A 21,652-nucleotide genomic window follows, 5' to 3' on the forward strand; every position below is an offset into this window, starting at 1 on the left:
GGATGGATGGTGGTGTGTGAGGAATACCTGTTTTAATCACTTTCTCAACCGGCTTTTTAACTCTTGTTTTTTTTTTCATACCACGCTCGAATCGGCACTTACTACTTTTTTGAAATTTTGTAATATTTGTTCTTGTAAAACTTCAACAGGTTGCGTTAAATAGGTTGAAGCATGGGCAAATATAGTCGAAATAAAACAAATTTTGTCGTCTGTTTCTAAAAATAACTGCTGAATTGGAATAGATGAAATGTTTTTACTAGCGTTCGATTGAGAATTCAATAAGGCACTTCCCAATGAAATATAAAATTGATGCTGAACCAGTTGACCACAAATCTGGGGATTATTATTAAACCCATGAACAATGAGTGGAACTTTGGGGTTCAGCCTTTTTTTCAAAGCGATTAATTCTGAAAATGCCTTGACACAATGGATAATCACAGGTTTCTGTAAAGTTTCAGCCAAGTGTATTTGTCGAATAAATACCTCCTCTTGAATATTCATATCCAAATCAATTAACCTATCTAGCCCACATTCGCCTATGGCTAATACATTAGGATGCTTTGCTAATTGTGCTAATTCCTCAAAATCCTTATCTATATTTTCCTGTTTTATGTACCACGGATGTAAACCTACTGAAAAATTCCCAACTGATAAATCCATCCAGCCAGAAGCTGTTTGAGCGTTGATGACACTCATAGTCTTTGGCTCTACGGAAGGATGATGAGTATGGATGTTAATAAAGGTTGGCATAGGAAAAATTTAAGATATTAATTGGTAATTAATCACAAACCCTCATTTAATAATTGAAAAAGTGTTTTCTGATTTTCTTGTAAAAAACCTGCATCAGCCAAAGGTTTTAGTACCTCGTAGCCTTCTTTTTGAATTTGTTTGATTGTTAGCTCATTAAAGGCTTCTTTATTGGGCATTATTTGATAAATATTAGAAATTTTCCAGCAAGCCCAAGCATAATTATAAGTAAATAAGATAATACTCCCTTGTGTAACTTGATAAATTTCCAGAAAATGTTACTGAGCCTCTATTAAAGTGTTGATAACTTCTTTGTATCGTTTTTCAGACTCTAGTATAGTAGCTAATTTTATAAAAGAGATAGCGAGTCCATTTTTGTATTCAAGGTTTTCTGGACTGCTTTCATAGATTTCTTTAGTTAATCTAAACTCTTCTTTAAAATTAATGAGTGCCTTTTCCCAATCTCCTGTTACTTTATAAATTCCTTCCAATTTTGAATATGAGATAGCCAACCCATTTTTGTATTCTAGGTTTTCTGGACTATTTTCGTAGATTTCTCTGGCCAATTTATTTTGTGCTTTAAAATTAATTAGAGCATTTTCCCAATCCTCTAGGGCTTTATAAACTCCTCCCAATTTTGAATAAGAAATAGCCCAACCATTTTTATATTCAAGATTTTCTGGACTTCTTTCATAAATTTCTTGGAATAATTGGGTTGTTTCTTTAAAATTAGTCAGTGCATTTCTCCAATCTCCTGCAGCATCGTAAATACCTCCAAGTTTCCCATAAGAAATAGCTAGCCCATTTTTGTATTTAAGGTTTTCTGGACTGCTTTCGTAAATTTCTTTGGACAATTTATTCTGTGCTTTAAAATTAATCAGTGCATTTCTCCAATCTCCTGTGACTTCACAAATTCCCCCTAATTCTCCATAAGAAATAGCCAGTCCATTTTTGTATTCTAGGTTTTCTGGACTGCTTTCATAGATTTCTTGGAATAACAGAGTGGTTTCTTTAAAATTAGTCAATGCATTTTTCCAATCTCCTATGGCATTATAAACTCCCCCCAATTTTCCATAAGAAATAGCTAAACCATTTTTGTATTCAAGGTTTTCAGGACTGCTTTCATGAATGTCTTTCGCAAGCTCGTTCTGTACTTTAAAATTAATCAATGCCTTTTCCCAATCTCCTATTGCTTTATAAATTTCTCCCAATTTTGAATAAGAAATAGCCAGTCCATTTTTATATGAAAGATTCTCTGGGTTGCTTTTATGAATTTTTTGAAATAACAGAATTGTTTCTTTTATGTTAATCATCGCGTTTTTCCAATCTCCTATTGCTTGATAAATTTCTCCCAATTTTGAATAAGAAATAGCCAGCGTATTTGTGTATGAAAGGTTTTTAGGACTATTTTTATGAATATCTTTGGCAAGTTCATTCTGTGCTTTGAAATTTAAGAGCGTGTTTTTCCAATCTCCTATTGCTTGATAAATTTCTCCCAATTTTGAATAAGAAATAACTAGATTGTTTTTGTATTCAAGATTTTCTGAACTGCTTTCGTAAATTTCTTTAGTTAATCTAAAATCTTCTTTAAAATTAAGGAGTGCATTTTTCCAATCTCCTATGACTTGATAAATTTCTCCCAATTTTGAATGAGAAATAGCCAGTCCATTTTTGTATTCAAGATTTTCTGGACTACTTTCATAAATTTCTTTTCCTATACGATTTCTTTCTTTAAAATTATAGAGAGCATTTTCCCAATGTCCTGTAGCTTCGTAAATTTCTCCCAATTTTCCATAAGAAATAGCCAGTCCATTTTTGTATCGAAGGTTTTCTGAACTGCTTTCATGAATGTCTTTCGCAAGCTCATTCTGTGCTTTAAAATTAATCAATGCCTTTTCCCAATGTCCTGTAGCTTCGTAAATTTCTCCCAATTTTGAATAAGAAATAGCCAGTCCATTTTTGTATTCAAGATTTTCTGGACTGCTTTCGTAGATTTCTTTTCCTATACGATTTCTTTCTTTAAAATTAAAGAGCGCATTTTTCCAATGTCCTGTAGCTTTGTAAATTTCTCCCAATTTTCCATAAGAAATGGCTAGTTCATTTTTGTATTCAAGATTTTCAGGTTCAAGCGCTAAATATTTTTGGAATATGTTATAATAATTTTGATAGCATTTTTTTGCAGAATCTAAATCTCCTGTGTTTTCATAATAAACACCAGCGCAAAAATTATAATAAGCAATATCCCAACTTAGATATTGGATTAGACATTTACTTAAATGTTCCACTGGTTTTATATAAGGTATAGCATCTGAAAGGTTAATATTTATCAAATTAAAACCATCTGTTTCTAAGATAGTATTAAGTTTGTTTAATAATCCTTGGGCATCCTCACCTAGCGTATATAGATTTTTTTTAAGGGTCAATTCCTGTATCACGGGGCTAATACGATAATTTTCATTGATAGTACCTGATAGCCACCCTTTTTGAAATAAACTCTCCAGCGTATTCAAATAATTTTTTTGGGTTAGTTTGTCATTGTCTGCCATCAAATCTCTTAAAAAGACATCCGTATAACTTTCGGCAGGTAATAAAGCGATATTTACCAAGTCATAGCGTTCGTTTTCAGAGAGTTTAGTGAAATCATATAATATTTCTAAAATTTCGTCAGTATTGGCAGCATTCTTTTTAATAGCTCCCGTATATTCCGTTTGTATTTGAAAACTATCTTCACCCAAAAACAACCCTTCATCTTCTAATTTATTTAAGAAGGTCTCTAAATCTAAACCAATTTTAGAAGCCTTTTTAAGATTTTTAGCAAAAATTTCAATTAATAATGTATGATAATTAAGGGCTATTAATACGCTATCAAGCAGTTGTTCAAAATCCGCCGTATTTTCTTGGTAATGGCGTTTAAAAAGCTCTTTTGCAAGTTCTGGAGGAAGATGAGTAATGGCTAATTCTTGACTTTTATCCAATACATCATTACAACGGCTAGTAAATAGTACGTGCCAATGAAAGCCTTCAAACTCTTGTTTAAATCGTCTTATCTCTTTGGCATCATTAGCATTATCCAACACCAATAGAAAATTATCATGTAACTTAGACAAGCCTTCCTTTAAGGATTTTAGTTGCTGAGCTTCATCCATATTTGCCAAATCAATACCAAGGTTGGGAGCTAATTCTTTTAGGGCAACAATAATTCCATTTTCGCAATAGAGCCATGCATTGTATTCGTAGTTGAAGAGGTTTTCATGCCAATATTTTGCGGCTAAAGTAGTTTTACCAATACCCCCTTCGGCATTAATCAGCATTAGTTTTCCGCTTTCACCAAGTTTTTCTCGGATGATGCTGAGTTCATTTTCTCTACCCAAAAAACCCAAAGGTTCTCTTGCACCATTCGTGCTAATCAGTTTGGCAATACTACCATAAGTAAAAAGACTATTAGTTAGGTCATCAAATAAACCTTCAAGATTCTTCTCAAATTTGCGGATAAAAGTATCAGGATGTTCAAAGGTTGATTGAAATTGCTGTTTCCCCTCTCTCTTCAAAAAAGCAATGAAATTATCTTTACTTTGTTTTTCCCAGTCTTTGATGTCCTCTTTTGCTTCGGTTTTTTCATACAAATACATTTTAGGAGAACCCGTTTTCAGAAACAATTGGTAAGCAAGGTCAAATTCCTCACGCGTGTATTTGCCTACTTTAGTCCAAAATAACATCACAAAAATCTGGCATTTTCGTAGGTATTCGTTATAATCTTCCTGTTTGCAAGTAGTATTAACGGCGTCGTCCATATCTTCCCAAACTTCTAGGTTGATTGCTACGTTTTTTTTTCGTAGTGTTTCATAAGTCTGCGGATGGCAATCTCAAATTCTTTACGCTCATGAAGCAGTTCATTCGAAGAAGCAAGAAATATAGAGTAGTTTCTTTTCATTGATCTAGGTAGATTAAATAATGTTTTGAAAATAAGGTATTTACTGAACTAAAAAAAGTATTGTATCAATAAAACTAAACAAAAATCTACCTTTTATGATTTAGTCAGTATTCAATCTTTCTTCAAAACCAATATCGTGATTAATATACTTTGGTTCAAACGGGATCTTCGTTTACGAGATAATGCCGCGTTGTCGGCCGCGCTGGCGGATAAAAAACCGTTACTGATGGTCTACTGCTTTGAACCTACCGTAATACAAGACCCTCATTATTCACCAAGACATTGGCAATTTGTTTGGGAGGCTCTACAAGATTTAAATCAACAATTGGAAGGTATTAATCCACAGATTTCTATCAAAATTATCTACTCAGAGGTAATCCCTTTTTTGGAAAATTTACAGCAAAACATCCCTATCAACAAGATTTTTTCTCATGAAGAAACAGGACTAAAAGTTACTTACGACCGTGATAAAGCCGTGAGTGCTTTCTGTAAGAATAATAATATTCAATGGTTGGAATATCAGAGCAATGGAGTAATACGAGGGAAAAAGAATAGAGAAAATTGGGTAAAAGACTGGCACAAATATATGAGTAAATCCCTTGAAAAGCCAGATTTTACACATTGGTATTCAGAAAATGAAGCGTTGAACAGTACCCAATTACAAGAAATTTCTTCACCAGAAATACTTTTTAAGGGTTATGCCTTCAATAAAACCCAACAACCGGGTGGAGAAAGCTTTGCACACCGTTATCTTAATTCTTTTCTGAGCGACAGGGCTAAAAACTATGCTAAATCGCTTTCTAAACCTTTGGCTTCACGCAAAGGTTGTAGTCGGCTTTCGCCCTATATTGCTTGGGGTTGTATTTCTATCAGACAAGTATATCAGGCTGGTTTACAAACATCTAAAGTTAATCCAGCTTTGAAATGGCAATTAGATAATTTTGGGTCGAGATTACGCTGGCACTGTCATTTTATTCAAAAATTTGAGATGGAAGACCGTATGGAGTTCGAAAACCTGAACCGTGGCTATGATACTTTATCTATTTCAGAAAATCAGGAACACTATAAGGCATGGGCAGAAGGCAGAACGGGGTTCCCACTGGTAGATGCTTGTATGCGATGTTTGCATGAAACGGGTTATATTAATTTTAGGATGCGAGCCATGTTGGTTTCGGTGCTTACACACCAATTATTTCATCATTGGAAAGAAGGTGCATTACATTTAGCAAGATTGTTTTTAGATTTTGAACCGGGCATACATTATCCACAATTTCAAATGCAGGCAGGTGTTACGGGTATTAATACTGTGCGAATGTATAACCCTATCAAACAATCGCAAGAACATGACCCCGAAGGTATTTTTATCAAGCAATGGCTTCCCGAATTAAAAAAATGCCCTGTTGAATACATCCATGAACCATGGAAGATGACGAATCTTGAACAAGATTTTCATGGGTTTCATTTGGGGGAAGACTATCCGTTTCCTATCATCAACTTTGAAGAAAATACCAAAATTGCCAAAGAACGCATCTGGGGACATCGTAAAACAGAGAGTGTGGCAGGGGAAAAGAAACAAATAATAGAAAAACACACTATTCCCACCAAGGAAGCTTTGCAGCGAAGAAAGAAAAAATAAACCTTTTCCGTAACTTTGTAGGAAGATTTGGAAATGCAAATCACATACATAACAAAACGACGTATTTAGTCGCATTCAGAAAACTCAGAAAATGATTTATCCTATAGTTGCTTACGGTGATTCCGTGCTTAGAAAAGTTGCCGTTGATATAGAAAAAGGCTCGATTGATGTAAAGAAGTTATCAGAAGATATGTTTGAAACCATGTACAATGCTTCTGGTGTAGGCTTGGCTGCTCCGCAGATTGGTCTAGCCATCAGAATGTTTGTTGTAGATGGTCGCCCTTTTAATGAAGGAGAAGATTTAGACGAAAGAGATAAAGACCCATCGTTAGTGGATTTCAAAAAAGTATTTATCAATGCCGAAATATTAGAAGAAGATGGTGATGAATGGGCTTTTGAAGAAGGATGTTTGTCTATTCCAAATATCAGAGAAGACGTATATCGTCCAGAATTTGTTAAGATTAAATACCTAGATGTTGATTTTAAAGAACATATTGAAGAATTTGAAGGCTTAGCGGCTCGTATTATTCAACACGAATACGACCATATCGATGGTATTCTTTTCACAGACCATTTAAGTCCTGTAAAAAAGAGAATGTTGAAAAACAAACTTGCTAATATTACCAAGGGCAATATTAAAGTAGATTATAAGATGAAGTTTCCTAAGTAAATGAGTTAAGAGTTGTGAATTGTGAGTGATGTATGGTCAGTTGTCATTACTTGGGTTCAGGTTCAGTATTTATTTTACATAGATTACTTAAATTAATAAAGGTCTCATGAGAATAAAATCATGAGACCTTTGTTATTTATAATAGTTGCCTGTATCATTTCAAAAAATGGGCTTTGCTAATACAGAACAGGATTATTTATTGATTAGTTTTTGTTAATTTGTTAAAAACAATCAGCTTTTCATCCTTAATCATTCTGTAATGAGAAAAATATTTATTCTCCTCTTCGTCAGTTTTCAAATATTGGCTCAAAAGCCAGTTGCTCTTCCAAGAAGTACGCCCGAAGCAGAAGGCGTTTCTTCTGAAGCCATTATTAATTTTCTGGATGCCGCTTCAAAAAGCAAACACGAATTTCATAGTTTTATGATGCTTCGTCATGGCAAAGTAGTGGCCGAATCTTGGTGGAATCCTTATGCCAATGATTTAAAACATACGATGTATTCGGTCAGCAAAAGCTTTACAGCTACTGCTATAGGTTTTGCTGTAACAGAAAAAAAATTGAGTGTGGATGATAAAGTAATCTCTTTTTTCCCAGAAGATTTACCAACACAGATTAGTCCATATCTAGCTGAGCTAAAAATAAAAGATTTACTGACTATGAGCGTCGGGCATGCAACCGACCCAACAGGCGAAATTGCTGGCAAAAATGAAAACTGGGTAAAAGCTTTTCTACGTACGCCTATTGTCAACAAACCAGGGTCTAAATTTTTGTATAATTCAACGGCTACGTATATGCTATCAGCTATTGTACAGAAAGTAACAGGTCAGAAAGTGATTGATTACCTAAAACCAAGACTTTTTGAACCTTTGGGCATTAGTGGGATAGACTGGGAAGTAGACCCTAAAGGCATCAATACAGGTGGTTGGGGATTGCGCCTCAAAACGGAGGATATGGCCAAATTTGGTCAATTATTTCTACAAAAAGGAGTGTGGAAAGGGAAACAAGTGTTGCCAGCATCATGGGTTGAGGAGGCCTCGACCATGAAAATTATGCAAGACCCTAATGCCACACAAGCAAAAAAGGATTCTAGCGATTGGCTACAGGGCTACTGTTATCAAATGTGGCGTTGTAGAAACAATGGTTTTAGAGGTGATGGTGCCAATGGGCAATTTATCATCGTTTTGCCAGAGCAAGATGCCGTAATTATTGTTACAGCCGAAGCACCTGATATGCAAGGCGAATTTAATTTACTCTGGAAATACCTTTTACCTGCTTTCAAAGCCAAAAAATTACCTGCTAATCCTACGATGTTAGCTAAGTTGAAAGAAAAAACGGCTTCTTTGGCATTAGCCATTCCTAATAAAAGTAATAGTTCTGGCATAGAAGCGAAGGTTTCGGGCAAAACATTTGGGATGATTACGGGCGATAGAAGTTTTGAAAATATACAATTTAATTTCAGCGATGGTGTTTGTAAAGTAGCCTTCAAAACCGATTCAGCTACTCATCAAATTCCTTTTGGTGCGGGGAAATGGGAGTTTTCTGAAACTACCAAATTCGGACCGTATTTAGTAGCAGGAGCAAAAGCGAATAGGGTAGGACTACCAGCCTTCAAAGTAGCAGGAAGCTATACATGGAAAGATGAAAACACCTTGGTATTAACATTACGCTATATCGAAAGTCCGCATACAGAAACCATCGTTTGTAGTTTTGATGGCGAAAGTGTATCGGTTGATTTCCAAAGCATATTTAACCTCAATCGAAAACGAAGCATCGCTAAAGGCATTTTATTTAGTAATAAAGCGAATGCACCTAAGCTAATCGTCAGAGGGGATGATATGGGTTATTCACATTCAGGCAACGAAGCATTGATAAAATCTTATAGAGAAGGTATCGAAACATCCATTGAAGTGATTGTGGCGTCGCCGTGGTTTCCAGAAGCGGTGAAACTACTGGCTGAAAATAAAACTGTAGATGTAGGGCTACATTTTGCCATTACTAGCGAATGGGATAATGTAAAATGGAGACCCCTCACTGAGGCAAAAAGCCTACGAAATGAGGATGGATATTTTTACCCAATGCTTTTCCACAACAATAATTACCCTAAACAAGCGGTATTGGATAATGATTGGAAGCTTGAAGACATTGAAAAAGAATTAAGAGCTCAAATTGAGATGGCGTTGAAATATATTCCTCGGTTGAGTCATGTTTCTGGTCACATGGGCAGTACGGCCTTTACACAGGAAGTGAAAAATATGGCAAGACGTGTAGCAAAAGAGTATAAGCTGACTATGGTAGACGTAGATTCGATGAAGGATATTAATGTGGCTTATACTGGTTTTGACTTTAATAATAAAAGTACTGAGGATAGGATTGAGGCCTTTATTGCCATGCTGGATAAACTAGAAGACGGCAAAACCTACGTGTTTGTGGAACATCCTGGGCTTGATAATGACGAACTTCGTGCTATATACCATATCGGTTATGAGGATGTAGCCAAGGGGCGCCAAGATGTGACGACTATTTTTACGAGTGAAAAAGTAAAGACAGCTATTCTAAATAAAGGAATACAGTTGGTAAGTTATAAAGACGTAATTGAAGGGAAAAAGTAAATAATAATCAACATTAATTCCCGTATATATATGATTTTAGCATCAATTAGGCACACTTTTACGCTAAAAAGGCTCAACTTTGAAACTGATTTAGCCTAGTATTGCTTATTGAAGTATAAGAATCGTATTGAATGAAAAATATTATTATAGGGTTGCTTTTTGCAATGCTTTGGGCATCAGCATCAGCAGCCACCAAAATTGGGCTTTTGTCGGCCCAACCTTTTGTCATCGGTAGTTGTAGATTTTTCTTGGCAGGCATTTTAATGTTAGGTTATAGCCACATTGTCAAGAAAAATCCCCTACCAAATACGCAAGAGTGGAAAAAAATCGCCATTTATGGTTTTTTGAATGTCACGGTATATTTAGGATGTTTTGTTGTAGCACTCAAACATGTGTCAGCAGGCATCGGAAGTTTGGCTGTGGCAACAAATCCACTCATTATTAGTGTTTTATCTGCTTTTTGGCTTGGTCGTTCCGTAAAAAGGACAGAGGTTTTTGGTTTAATATTGGGTATTTCAGGGGTAGCTATCGCTACTTACCCACTTTTGCAACAGAGTTTTGCCGATGTTGAGGGATTACTCATTCTTTCAGCCAGTATGATAGCCTATTCAGTAGGGACGGTTTATTATTCTGCCCAAACATGGCATCTGTCATTATCTACCATTAATGCGTGGCAGGTATTAATAGGAGGGTTTTTCTTATTACCCATTACTTATTTCTTTACTGACTGGTCGCAGAATGTATATGACTTTAAATTTACAATGTCTGTGCTTTGGTTGGCCATTCCAGTATCCATCGGTGCAGTACAATTGTGGTTATATCTCCTCAAAATAGACCCCATAAAAGCCTCACTTTGGCTTTTCCTCAATCCTATTTTTGGGTTTATTTATGCATCATTGATTTTGGATGAACCTATCACACCTTATACCTATATCGGGACGTCGTTAGTGATAGCTGGTTTGTATTTAGCCCAGCGAGATAAACTAAATGCTTGAATTAATTGCCTGATTGGCTATTTTCTTGTATTTTGGTATAAATATTCCTTAATACTTTATGATCATATCTGCCTTACTCTTAAGAAATTTTCTAAAAATACTTATCGCCTCGGTTTCCTTATTTGCTTGTAATTTGATTGATAACACATCAAATTTATTTAAAGATGATTCTTGGCAGGATTTAACTTGTGATACAACACAATATGTAAATGAGTTGAAGGTATACACCCTTACACAGCCATTCTATCTAGCAGATACTTTGCTGAAACAAAATCTAAAAGCGAGGAATATTTATGTCGCTTTTGTGGATACTTTGGGCAATATTCAGGCAACAGCATTACAGGCTGGGGATGATGCTGAAGATTCGGAAATTATAAATATCACTGGTTTTCCCGACTTAAATATTACTTGGCAAGAACAAGCCTATCTGTGGGCATTAGTAAAACAGCCGAGTTATTTATACAATCGATGGGAAAATATGCTAGGAGATGAGCGTAAAACTTTTCTTGGGAAAAGGGATTCTGTATTGTCTATCATGAAACGGAAATATCGCTCTATCAAAGTAGTTTCAGATTTACGTTCTACGAGCCGTCAACTACATTATTTAGGAAAGAACAAAACGGCTACACCAGTTTCAATGCATAATTTCGGTTTAGCGGCAGATTTTGCGATTTATAATCGCCGAGGAAGAATGTCTAATAACTTAGTTTTTTATCGCCCTTTAGATAGCCTAACAGAAGCATTTGGTCTTACATGGGGTGGCAATTTTGTTGGTTTTATCGATTCTGGGCATATACAGTTGTATAAAAACGGAGCAGAATTACTAAGGAAATATCCTGATTTAGTCTTTGAATTTGAGCCTTTCAGACCAATATACAACACTTGGATGAACAAAATGATAGGCTGGGGCAAAGAGCAAAAAGCAGGAGATACCAAGGAACTTTTGCAGGAACTTAATAAAATAAAGCAAGATAAACCATGCCAGTGTATGGATAGCCAAAGTGAATTGCCAAATATTTTGATTGATAAAATACAGTTACAATTGGCAACTTCTGACGGATATCAGCCTGAAAATGACTTATTGTTAATAGGAGATTTATCTTCACAAACTGTAAGTTTAATTACAGCCAAAAGTAAAATTGCTTATCCTTTGGGTTTGTGGAAATAAAGGTTTAGAGATTAAATTATTTGTGGAAATAAAGGTTTAGAGATTAAATTAGTAGTAGAGTATAATTGGCAATAAAGAAATATCCTGTGCCAATTATAGCGAATTATCTGTTTTACAAAGTAAGTGATTTCTCGATTTTAGTGAAGTCCAGAGGCTTTTCTATAAATAAATCTGCACCAACACTGGTAGCAATTTCATATAAATTCCCCATCGCACTAATCATTATTATTTTAGACTCGGGTGAAATAGATTTTATCTCTTTTACACGGTCAATTCCATACCCATCTGGCAAATTGTTGTCTAAAAACAACCAGTTAGGTTTTACCTCCAAAGCTTTTCCAATTCCTTCTTGGAGCGTCAGAGCATAAAATGAGGAAATACCTTTTCTTTTAAGAAAATGTTTTAATAAAAGGCAGGTGTCTTTTTCATCATCGATAATTAAAGCTACATTTTTCATGGCATTTGGCAGTCCAAATTTTAGTCTTGTCAGCCTTTTAAACACTAATGGTTATAGGAAACAGCATAAGATTTATGTTGAACTTTTTAAGTTTTACATATATGAAGAACACTAATAAAAAATCATGCCAGTGTAATATAAAGATTGTTAAAGCCAAAAGATAAATTCCACAATTTGAGGATTGTGTACCTCAAAACTATCCAAAAAAATAAGTATTTGTTTAAGGTATGAAAATTTTAAGATGAGAAATAGGAATAACGTTTTGATAGGTTTTATTCAAGCTATTAGACGAAGATATTAAAGATTCACACTAAAACAATTTTTATCATGTCAAACAACGCAAAAATTATTGTTGGAATTGCGGCAGCCGCAGCGGTTGGTGCAGCAATTGGGTTAGTATTCGCTCCTGAAAAAGGTTCTGATTTAAGAAAGATTGTAAAGAAAAATGCTAACAATTGGGCAGATGAATTATTAAGTATGGTTCAGGCAAGGGGTAATCAAGCGAAAGCGCTAGTTGAAGATGCTGAAAGCAGAGCTAAAAGTTGGAAGAACAAAGCCAAAGACGAATTTGAGCAAATAGCAGATAATACTGTTAACACTGTTAAGTCGGCACAAAGAGATGTAGCAGGAGCTTAGTAGGGAATGAGCTGACCAAAAAATACCTTTGGTAATTCCTTTGGTCAGCTCGAACTTATTTAGGTGGTGTTGTAATGCCTTGGCATTACTTGTCAATTATTATCTCTAATCAAGTTTTACTCAATAAAATTATGACTGTTTTTGAACAAGTTAAAGATACTTCTGAAGACGTCTTCGAACACGCTAAAGAATATATTGAGGCACAGTGGAAATTAGGTGTGTTGAATGCTTCTTATAAAGCGGCAGACGGCATCACTAGTGCCGCTACGGCTTTGATTTTTATTGTCATAGGTATGATTGTATTGTTGTTTATGAGCTTTTCGCTGGCGTTTTTTATTGGGCAACACTTCAATAGTTTTGCGCTTGGATTCCTATACGTCGGAATGTTGTATGTCGTAATTGCTATTTTACTTTGGCTTTTGAAAGATAAATATATAAAAGTGCCTTTAATAAATTCTTTTTTAAAGAAATTTTCTAGCGGAGATGAAAATACAAAATATTGATCAATATAAAGCAGAAAAGCTACGCCTTGAAAACCAAATAGTGGTTTCCAAAGCCAAACTTAGTAAAGATTTCGAAGACCTTAAAGCTGAAATAAATCCAGTTCGTCAGATTGCAGGTGCAACTCAACAATTGTTTGTTCAGAGTAGTCGAAATAATGTCTTGGTAAATTTTGGGCTCAATTTAGGCGTTGATGCCATCTTGAGAAACTTAATTTTACGACGAGCGTCATGGATTACACGCTTAGTAGTTCCTTTTTTTGCCAAGAATCTATTGAGCAATTACGTTGCCAACCATAAGGGTAATTTGGTGGAAGAATCTGTTTCTTGGATTAAAGAAAAAGTTGCTCCAACAAATAAACCCATAGAAAATCCATCAAAGCCTCGAAGAGGTTTGTTAGAAAAAGCACTGATGTGGGTAAAAGATGTTACCAGCGAAAAACCTGAGCCTGTGTTAACAACAATATCAATAGATAACGTACCTATAAAAAAGAATCATCACCACGTAAGAAAAACTGTTTAGCCGATAACAGGAGGGAGTGTCACGATTTCTAGCCAAAATTTTGTGATGACTGTAATAATGTCAGTGAGCTCTGTAAACGAATTAGGTTTAACTATGTAAGCATTAGCACCATAAGAATAGCAAAGATTAATATCTTCTTGGGCTTTAGAGGTTGTTAATACTATTACAGGTATGTTTTTTAATAATGGATTTGTTTTTATTTCTTTGAGTGTCTCTCGACCATCTTTCTTAGGCATATTCAAGTCTAAAATAAGAATTGATGGCCTAGCGAATTTAAGTTTATCAGCAAATTGTCCCTCATTTTTTAAATATTCTAGTACTTCGATACCATTTTCAACGAATTGAATTGGAATATGAGAAGCACAATCATCAAAGGCCGATTTTACTAAAAACTTATCATCATCATCATCGTCAGCAATTAAGATTTCGTATCTTTTTTTCATTTCATCAAGTTATTAAGCAGTAATTGGGAAATAGATACTAAATGTTGCTCCATCATACGATTTGCCTTCGGCAAAAATAAAGCCGTTGTGATTATTCATCACTCTTCTGCAAATAGCTAAGCCAACACCAGTACCTTGATAGGCATTGCGGTTATGTAAACGCTGGAAAATTACGAAAATTTTCTCACAATATTCCTCTTCAAATCCAATTCCATTATCCTGTACTGTAATTTTATGGAAAAAACGGTCTTCATGTACGCTAGAAAGTTGCGCAATGCTATTACCTTGTACAGTAGAATATTCAATATTTATTTTAGGCAAAACTCCTTCTTTCGTATATTTTAATGAATTGCTAATAATATTTAAAAAAAGCTGTCTCATCTGAAAACTATAAACTTTTATTTCTGGAAGTTTAGCAATGGAGAAACTTGCATTTTTTTGAGTGATTACTTCTGAAAAATCACTCAAGACATCTTCTATAATGTTATTTAGGTTAACGTATCCTAGTTCCTGTTTTTTAGGACTTACCAATCTCGAAAAATTCAATAAGTCATCTATCAATATTTGCATTCGGGTAGCCGATGCTGAAATTTTGTCAAGCGTTTCTTGTCCATCCTCATTTAAGAACATTTTTTGTCTCACCAATAACTTATCGCAAAAAGCCCTGATTTTTCTGAGTGGTTCTTGCAAATCATGCGATGCCACATAAGCAAATTGCTCTAATTCAGTATTGGAGCGATTGAGTTCTTCAATTTTATTTTCCAGTGCACGTTGAAACTTAAAACGATTTTTAAGTTCAGAATAGATTAAGAAGAATGATATAAATAGCAGTGTGAAAGAGGCAACTGCAAGCATAATTTGGTAAATAGGCAAGAGCGACTGTCCGTGAGTTTTGGAACGCACCCTTGTATCAAGTAGTGATTTTTCGTTGCTTTGAAAAGTAGAAATCCACACCCTAAGATTATCCATCGCCTCCCTTCCTTTTTCAAATACATTCAATTCTAGTGGTTGACTGTTACTGGTAGTATTAATACTATAATCTACATATTTTATTTTCTCTTTCACCATCGCCTCAATTTTACCTAAACTTCTTAACTGCACAGGATTATCAGCTACTAATAGTTTAAGGGTATCTAATCTTGCAAATACCTTTAATTTACCTTCTCTATAAGTCTGCAAATGAGTAGCATTTCCACTAATGATATACCCTCGCTGGCCTGTCTCAACATCTTTCATAGAGGAGATAAGCTCTTCACTTAACCATAGTACAGATTGAGTATGTTCAACTAATTGGGCATACTCTTTATTTAAAGAAATTTGTTCGAAAGAAATCCAAGATAAACCACCCAGCATAAAGGCAAATCCTATAAAAGAAGCTATAATGAATTGTAAGGTTTGAGATCTTTGCATAATTAACAATTTGTTAAGGTATAACAAATTTTAAAGTAAAGAGTTATAAAAACTTAAAAAAAATAACTTTAACAATTTTATATGAATGATAGGAATATGATAAATGGTTTATTTTAATTTTTCAATAAATTAAAAGTGTTTCTACAAACTGTGGAATATTTTTCACAACTTGTGCAAAAGTATCACTAGCCACCAACTCCCCAAATAGTTTTATACTTTTTTAGAATATTTATATTTAATATTTATATTTGTTTAACTATCTGATAATCAATTGATTGTCTTTTTTATTTATAGCTTTTTATAAAAAAATAAATAAAAACAAATTTACGGCTCATTAATTGAAAATAGGTAGTCGTCACTCCTAAAACTATATTACCATGATGAATTTATCTCAGAGCCAGAGACAGACTTTCAAAATTACGCCTTTGCAAATACAAATGCTTAATTTTTTGCAATTATCAACACTTGAGTTGGAAGAACGTATCAAAAATGAATTGGAAGAAAATCCATTGTTAGAGGAAGGGGCTGTAGCTACTGAGGATACTTCAGATGATTTTGATAAAGATGGTGAAGTAGATGATTTTCAAAATATTAGTAAACCAGACAACGACTATGCTGACTGGGACGAATATGCTCATGATGATATCCCCGATTATAAAACCAAAGTAAATAATCATAGTGAGGACGATGAACTGTATAGCTTGCCCATCGCACAAAATACCGATTGGCGTACTGAATTGAAAAGCCAAGTTCATTTTTTACCCTTGAATGAAAAGCAAAGTGTTTTAATAGATTACATCATTGATTCCTTAACTGACGAGGGATTCTTGACTTACACATCAGAAGAAATTGCTGATGATTTTTCTTTTGCTAACGGGCTCTTTGTGGATGCCACTGATGTAGAGCAATTACTAAAGGTATTGAGGATGATGGAGCCTGTAGGAATTGCTTCAGCAGATTTACAGGAGTGCTTGATGAGACAGCTTCAATATAAAAAAGATAGAGGACAGGAGGTATCTTTAGCAATTGATATTGTGGCTTTTAATATGGACGAACTAGCAGTGCGTAATTATGAAAAAATTATGCGTTTAAGAGAAGTAACTTCAGATGAATTGAAAGCTGCCTTAGCACAAATTACTGCTTTAAATGCCAAGCCTGTGATTGATGGAGAGACGTCTTCCATTGCGATAAAAGACAATATCATTCCAGACTACATCATTACGTATGAAACAAATATGTATGGAGATACTCAGATAGATATCGCCTTGAATAATAGTAGAATTCCTTCGTTAAAAATTAATCAAGATTTTGCCAATGCTATCACTTCCAACAAAGATAAAGCGGCAAATCAATATATCAGTAACAAAATAAGCTCTGCTAACTGGCTTATTGAAGCGATTCAACAAAGAGAAATGACGATGCTCAAAACGATGCAGTCGATTGTTTATCTTCAAAAAGATTTCTTTAAAAATGGGGATGTTAGTAGTTTACGTCCAATGATTTTGAAAGACGTTGCCACTCAAATTAGTATGGATATCTCAACAATTTCAAGAGTAACAAGTGGTAAATATGCTCAGACACCCTTTGGAATTATTAATTTAAAAGATCTTTTTTCTGAAGGAATACGTATGGATTCGGGAGGGGAAGTTTCAAACCGTGAGATTCAACAGGCTATTGCTAATTTAATATCGAATGAGAATAAGAAAAATCCATTTAATGATTTTCAATTGATGGAGTTATTGGCACAACAAGGGTACAACATTGCGCGAAGAACTGTAGCTAAGTATCGCGAAAATTTGAATATTTCTTCGGCACAACTAAGAAGACAACTATAATAAACTAGAGATTCTAATGATTAAGAAGCGTACACACTGGCTTTCTTAAGATTACCTTTTATCTCTTTACTCAACAATAGAACTATGCAACGGATTTTAGTAATTGACGATGATATTGATATATGCTTACTACTTCGTCGTTTTTTGACCAAAAATAATTATGAAGTAGCAATTGCACATGATGGTAATACAGGCTTGAATTTACTTCAGGAGTTCAGACCAGATTTAATCATGACTGATTTTAGATTGGGCGATACCGATGGTAGTACGATACTATTGAAAATCAAAGAGAAATTTCCCTTTGTACCGGTATTGATTATTACTGGTTATTCAGATATAAAGGTTGCAGTAAATGTGATGAAAATGGGGGCTTATGATTATATCACAAAGCCACTCTTCCCTGATGAAATCTTGCTGACAATTAAGAAAGCCTTAGAAAGTGTAGAAACTGAAAAAGGTAGTATGCAAGATTTAGGAGAAGAAACTGAGGGGACTGTAAGTACATCCTCAAAAAAGAAACCTGCTAAACCTGCCAATTATATTTTTGGAGATGGTGCTGAATCAAAATTCTTGATTCGCCAGATTGAATTGGTAGCACCTACTAATTACAGTGTATTGATTTACGGAGAAAGCGGTTCAGGAAAAGAAGCTATTGCCCAAGAAATACATTTGCATAGCAAAAGAGCTAACCAGCCTTTTGTAGCAATGGACTGCGGGGCTATTTCTAAAGACTTAGCAGGGTCGGAATTGTTTGGTCATGAAAAAGGAGCTTTTACTGGAGCTTTGAATCAGAAGATTGGCCACTTTGAAATGGCCAATGGTGGAACGATTTTTTTGGATGAAGTAGCTAATTTACCTTATGAAGTACAAGTACTTTTATTGAGGGTAGTGCAGGAAAGAAAAATGAAACGAATAGGAGGGACCAAAGAAATTCCTTTAGATGTTAGAATTTTAGTGGCTTCAAACGAAAAATTGATTGAAGCATCTAAAAAAGGAAAATTCAGAGAGGACTTGTATCACCGTTTTAACGAATTTAGTATTGATGTACCGCCATTACGTGACCGTAAGGCGGATATTATGGTTTTCGCCAAGTTTTTCTTAGATCAAACCAATGCAGAATTAGGGAAAAAGGTGAAAGGGTTTACTGCCGATGTGATTGATAATTTTATGAATTATGCATGGTATGGTAATCTTCGTGAAATGAGAAATGTAATAAAAAGAGCGACATTATTAACTGACGGAGAATGGATTGAGTCGAAAACACTTCCTTTTGAAATCTCGAATTACGCCAAATTATTATTTACCGAAACCAATCCAACACCAATTGTAACACCCGTACCCTCCGTTGAGCCTGTTCATGAAATCCAAGAGACTACATCTCCAGCAGAGATATTTTCAAAACCTTCGCTGAAATCAGCGGCCATCGAGGCTGAATATGATATGATATTGAAGGTGTTGAAAGAAGTAAACTTTAATAAAAGCAAAGCTGCCAGGATTCTAGGGATTGATAGAAAAACCCTTTATAACAAAATGAAGGTATTTGAGTTATAAGCACTTCCTATTATTCCTAGTTTAAATAATGCCCAAAATACATATAAATTAATGGACGTACCCAAATATTTGTTAGAAGTATTTAAAACGGATACTGATAGCCAATCGGATATTTTCAATGGCTTTTTGCAAGCAATACCTAGTTTTGTATATCTGTTAGATTTAACAGACAGAAAGGCCATTTACCTAAATACTCGAAATAACATTGTTTCAGGCTATTCTCCGAAAGAATTATTTTCTAATGATGTAGAGGTATTCCCCATCCAAAATTTCACATCTGCGGAACATTTTTTCCAATGTTTAAAAGACTCTTTTAAGGATGCTGCCATTAATGATAGCCAAACAGTTGTGTTGAAAATAAAAACACAAGCGGGGCAAAAAATTACGGTTAGTAATAAAATTACCTTAACGGAAAAGGATGATAACGACCTGCCAAGTGTATTGATGGTCTTAGCAGATGATATTACCGTTCAGAACAAGATTGTTGATAAAACAATACAAGTACAAAACCAATTAAATGATGCTGAGAAGTTATTTAACTATGGTAGTTGGGAATGGTGGGTAGGTGATAACTTTGTGATTTGGTCTGATGGTCTTTACGAAATGTTTGGGTATGACAAAAATGACTTTAAAGACTCATTGATGCCTTATGGATTTTATCAAAAACATATCTCTCCTAAAGATATCACTAGGGTTATCAAAGTGACTATGGATGCCTTAGATGAGAGAAAAGAAATCTATGAATATGAGCATGAAATACTGGATAATAAAGGCAATATCAAGCAAATAGCAGTGCGAGGTAAATGCTTTTTAGATGAAAAAGGAGAAATAATTCGGGTACTTGGTACTTCGCATGATATTACAGAAATAACAAAAATTAAGCAGGAGTTAGAATCAAAAGTAGAGGAATTATCCAAGGCATATGATGAACTCAGAAAAAGCAAAGACTTATTCAAGGAGGCTGAAGCTATGATGAGTTATGGTAGCTATGAGTGGAATGTTCAAAAAGATGACATCCAATTTTCTGATGGATTAAAAAAACTGTATGCTGGAAGTGATATTACTAAGCTTCCTCCTAAGCTAAATGTAGATTTTTGTTACACGCGAATGCCGAGCGAAGATTTAGAAAATGTTAAAAATGTCCTTCACAATGCAATAACTTATAAGGAACCGTATTCTTTTGAGCATAAAATAGTTGATTTGGATGGTATAGAGAAAGATGTACATACCAAAGGCTGGGTAACGATTGATGAAGAAGGAAATGCACTAAAATTAATTGGCAATACAGTCGAGGTAACAGAATTAAAAGTTTACGAAAAAGAGCTTGAACGAAAAATAGAAGAGCTCAATCAAACCAATCAAGAATTAGGGCAATTCGCCTATGTAGCATCACATGATTTAAAAGAACCTCTTAGAAAAATTACAGCTTTTGGTGATAGACTTAATCAAAAATATAGCCAACAGCTTGATGAAAATGGACGTTTTTATCTTTCTAGAATGATTGATTCTGCTAAGCGAATGGAGGCTTTGATGGAGAATCTACTGTCATATTCTCGTTTGTCAAGAAAGATGGTAACTTTTGAGCATTTAGACCTCAATAAAACGATTGAAAATGTATTGAGTGATTTAGAAATAAAAATTAATGAAACCAATGCTCAGGTGTTTGTAAGTAAAATGCCGATGCTGGAGGCATCTGTACCTAAAATGCATCAATTGTTCCAAAATTTAATCAGCAATGCATTGAAGTTTGTAAAACCTAACCAGACTCCAGAAATATATATTGATGCCAAAGAGGCTACTAGAGGAGAACTAATCAGATTGGGTTTAGACTACAAGAATAAGAATTATTATAAAATTACAGTAAAAGATAACGGGATAGGTTTTGAGCAGGAATATGCTGAGAAGATTTTTGTGATTTTTCAGCGGTTACACGGTAGGGCAGAATTTGATGGAACAGGATTAGGGTTGGCAATTTGTAGAAAGATTGTAGAAAACCACCAAGGATTAATTATGGCTGATGGTATACCCGACGAGGGGGCTACCTTTACAATATTTTTACCCACTGACCCAGATAGTTTAAATAAGAAATTATGAATCAAAAGAAAAGTGTAGTTATTCTAATCGCAGATGATGATCAAGATGACAGAATAATGACTCAAGAAGCTTTAAATGATTATAATGTAATAAATCAAGTAAAGTCTGTTGAAGATGGCGTTGAATTAATGGACTACCTCAGACGGAATGGCAAGTTTAATAATCCGATTGAAAACCCCCGTCCCGACCTTATCCTTTTAGACTTGAATATGCCTAAAATAGATGGGAGAGAAGCCCTTAAAATTATAAAATCTGACGCTGATTTACGCAGTATACCTATCATTGTATTGACTACTTCTAATTCGGACGTAGATATCATCAAAAGTTATGATTTAGGGGTGAACTGCTTTATATCTAAGCCCGTAACTTTTACCCGTTTTATAGAGGTAATTCGTACTTTGGGGAAATATTGGTTTGAAATTATTGAATTCCCAAGTTGATAAAATAG

Annotated in this window: 18 protein-coding genes; 12 read left to right on the forward strand and 6 right to left on the reverse strand. The window is 34.6% G+C overall.

Translation table 11 applies throughout. The annotated features are described in order from the left end of the window. Positions 1–75: 75 nt before the first annotated feature. The 3 genes from J2Y60_RS01030 to J2Y60_RS01040 form a co-directional block, all read right to left on the reverse strand. Positions 76–750 (reverse strand): TatD family hydrolase, encoded by a 675-nt coding sequence (locus tag J2Y60_RS01030; RefSeq protein WP_309912622.1) that lies wholly within the window; start codon positions 748–750, stop codon positions 76–78. Positions 751–782: 32 nt separating this feature from the next. Then, positions 783–926, reverse strand: coding sequence for a hypothetical protein (locus J2Y60_RS01035; protein WP_309912621.1), 144 nt, complete (start codon positions 924–926; stop codon positions 783–785). Positions 927–1,025: 99 nt separating this feature from the next. After that, complete coding sequence (locus tag J2Y60_RS01040) at positions 1,026–4,538, reverse strand: NB-ARC domain-containing protein (RefSeq protein WP_309912619.1); 3,513 nt, start codon at positions 4,536–4,538, stop codon at positions 1,026–1,028. 276 nt (positions 4,539–4,814) lie between these two features. On the opposite strand from J2Y60_RS01040, the gene J2Y60_RS01045 reads away from it, so the two are divergent. The 5 genes from J2Y60_RS01045 to J2Y60_RS01065 all read left to right on the forward strand — a co-directional run bounded on the left by J2Y60_RS01045 (position 4,815) and on the right by J2Y60_RS01065 (position 11,755). Continuing rightward, the gene (locus J2Y60_RS01045) at positions 4,815–6,314 is read left to right on the forward strand and encodes a deoxyribodipyrimidine photo-lyase (protein ID WP_309912617.1); all 1,500 of its coding nucleotides are present in this window, start codon (positions 4,815–4,817) and stop codon (positions 6,312–6,314) included. A 91-nt stretch (positions 6,315–6,405) separates the two neighbouring features. After that, positions 6,406–6,984, forward strand: a complete 579-nt coding sequence (def, locus tag J2Y60_RS01050; protein ID WP_309912615.1) for a peptide deformylase — start codon at positions 6,406–6,408, stop codon at positions 6,982–6,984. 259 nt (positions 6,985–7,243) lie between these two features. Continuing rightward, positions 7,244–9,592 (forward strand): ChbG/HpnK family deacetylase, encoded by a 2,349-nt coding sequence (locus tag J2Y60_RS01055; RefSeq protein ID WP_309912613.1) that lies wholly within the window; start codon positions 7,244–7,246, stop codon positions 9,590–9,592. A 131-nt stretch (positions 9,593–9,723) separates the two neighbouring features. Next, positions 9,724–10,587: an EamA family transporter gene (locus J2Y60_RS01060; RefSeq protein ID WP_309912610.1), complete on the forward strand. Its 864-nt coding sequence runs from the start codon at positions 9,724–9,726 to the stop codon at positions 10,585–10,587. A 58-nt stretch (positions 10,588–10,645) separates the two neighbouring features. Beyond that, complete coding sequence (locus J2Y60_RS01065; RefSeq protein ID WP_309912608.1) at positions 10,646–11,755, forward strand: M15 family metallopeptidase; 1,110 nt, start codon at positions 10,646–10,648, stop codon at positions 11,753–11,755. 112 nt (positions 11,756–11,867) lie between these two features. Here the strand turns inward: J2Y60_RS01065 and J2Y60_RS01070 are convergent, their stop codons facing one another. Then, complete coding sequence (locus tag J2Y60_RS01070; RefSeq protein ID WP_309912606.1) at positions 11,868–12,212, reverse strand: response regulator; 345 nt, start codon at positions 12,210–12,212, stop codon at positions 11,868–11,870. Between the two features lie 327 nt (positions 12,213–12,539). Here J2Y60_RS01070 and J2Y60_RS01075 point away from each other — a divergent pair, with 327 nt between their 5' ends. The 3 genes from J2Y60_RS01075 to J2Y60_RS01085 all read left to right on the forward strand — a co-directional run bounded on the left by J2Y60_RS01075 (position 12,540) and on the right by J2Y60_RS01085 (position 13,871). Further along, entirely contained in the window at positions 12,540–12,848 is a 309-nt protein-coding gene (locus J2Y60_RS01075; protein WP_309912604.1) for a YtxH domain-containing protein, read from the forward strand. Positions 12,849–12,979: 131 nt separating this feature from the next. Next, entirely contained in the window at positions 12,980–13,351 is a 372-nt protein-coding gene (locus J2Y60_RS01080; RefSeq protein ID WP_309912602.1) for a hypothetical protein, read from the forward strand. Continuing rightward, positions 13,332–13,871 (forward strand): hypothetical protein, encoded by a 540-nt coding sequence (locus J2Y60_RS01085; protein ID WP_309912600.1) that lies wholly within the window; start codon positions 13,332–13,334, stop codon positions 13,869–13,871. Before J2Y60_RS01080 ends, J2Y60_RS01085 begins: the two co-directional genes overlap by 20 nt. On the opposite strand, the gene J2Y60_RS01090 is transcribed toward J2Y60_RS01085, so the two are convergent. Together J2Y60_RS01090 and J2Y60_RS01095 are read right to left on the reverse strand one after the other, a co-directional pair. Further along, the gene (locus J2Y60_RS01090) at positions 13,868–14,314 is read right to left on the reverse strand and encodes a response regulator (protein WP_309912597.1); all 447 of its coding nucleotides are present in this window, start codon (positions 14,312–14,314) and stop codon (positions 13,868–13,870) included. The two genes, J2Y60_RS01085 and J2Y60_RS01090, sit on opposite strands and share 4 nt — an antisense overlap. A gap of 12 nt (positions 14,315–14,326) precedes the next feature. Next, positions 14,327–15,724: a CHASE3 domain-containing protein gene (locus J2Y60_RS01095; protein WP_309912596.1), complete on the reverse strand. Its 1,398-nt coding sequence runs from the start codon at positions 15,722–15,724 to the stop codon at positions 14,327–14,329. A gap of 377 nt (positions 15,725–16,101) precedes the next feature. Here J2Y60_RS01095 and rpoN point away from each other — a divergent pair, with 377 nt between their 5' ends. The 4 genes from rpoN (at position 16,102) to J2Y60_RS01115 (ending at position 21,644) form a co-directional block, all read left to right on the forward strand. Then, positions 16,102–17,559 (forward strand): RNA polymerase factor sigma-54, encoded by a 1,458-nt coding sequence (gene rpoN, locus J2Y60_RS01100; protein ID WP_309912594.1) that lies wholly within the window; start codon positions 16,102–16,104, stop codon positions 17,557–17,559. Between the two features lie 84 nt (positions 17,560–17,643). Then, positions 17,644–19,110, forward strand: a complete 1,467-nt coding sequence (locus J2Y60_RS01105) for a sigma-54 dependent transcriptional regulator (RefSeq protein ID WP_309912592.1) — start codon at positions 17,644–17,646, stop codon at positions 19,108–19,110. A gap of 51 nt (positions 19,111–19,161) precedes the next feature. Continuing rightward, positions 19,162–21,204: an ATP-binding protein gene (locus tag J2Y60_RS01110; protein ID WP_309912590.1), complete on the forward strand. Its 2,043-nt coding sequence runs from the start codon at positions 19,162–19,164 to the stop codon at positions 21,202–21,204. Beyond that, on the forward strand, positions 21,201–21,644 hold the full coding sequence (locus tag J2Y60_RS01115) for a response regulator (RefSeq protein ID WP_309912588.1): 444 nt from the start codon (positions 21,201–21,203) through the stop codon (positions 21,642–21,644). The genes J2Y60_RS01110 and J2Y60_RS01115 overlap by 4 nt, the downstream gene beginning before the upstream one ends. Positions 21,645–21,652 lie beyond the last annotated feature (8 nt).

This window comes from Arcicella sp. BE140 (genome assembly GCF_031456255.1).
Taxonomy (GTDB): Bacteria; Bacteroidota; Bacteroidia; order Cytophagales; family Spirosomataceae; genus Arcicella; species Arcicella aquatica.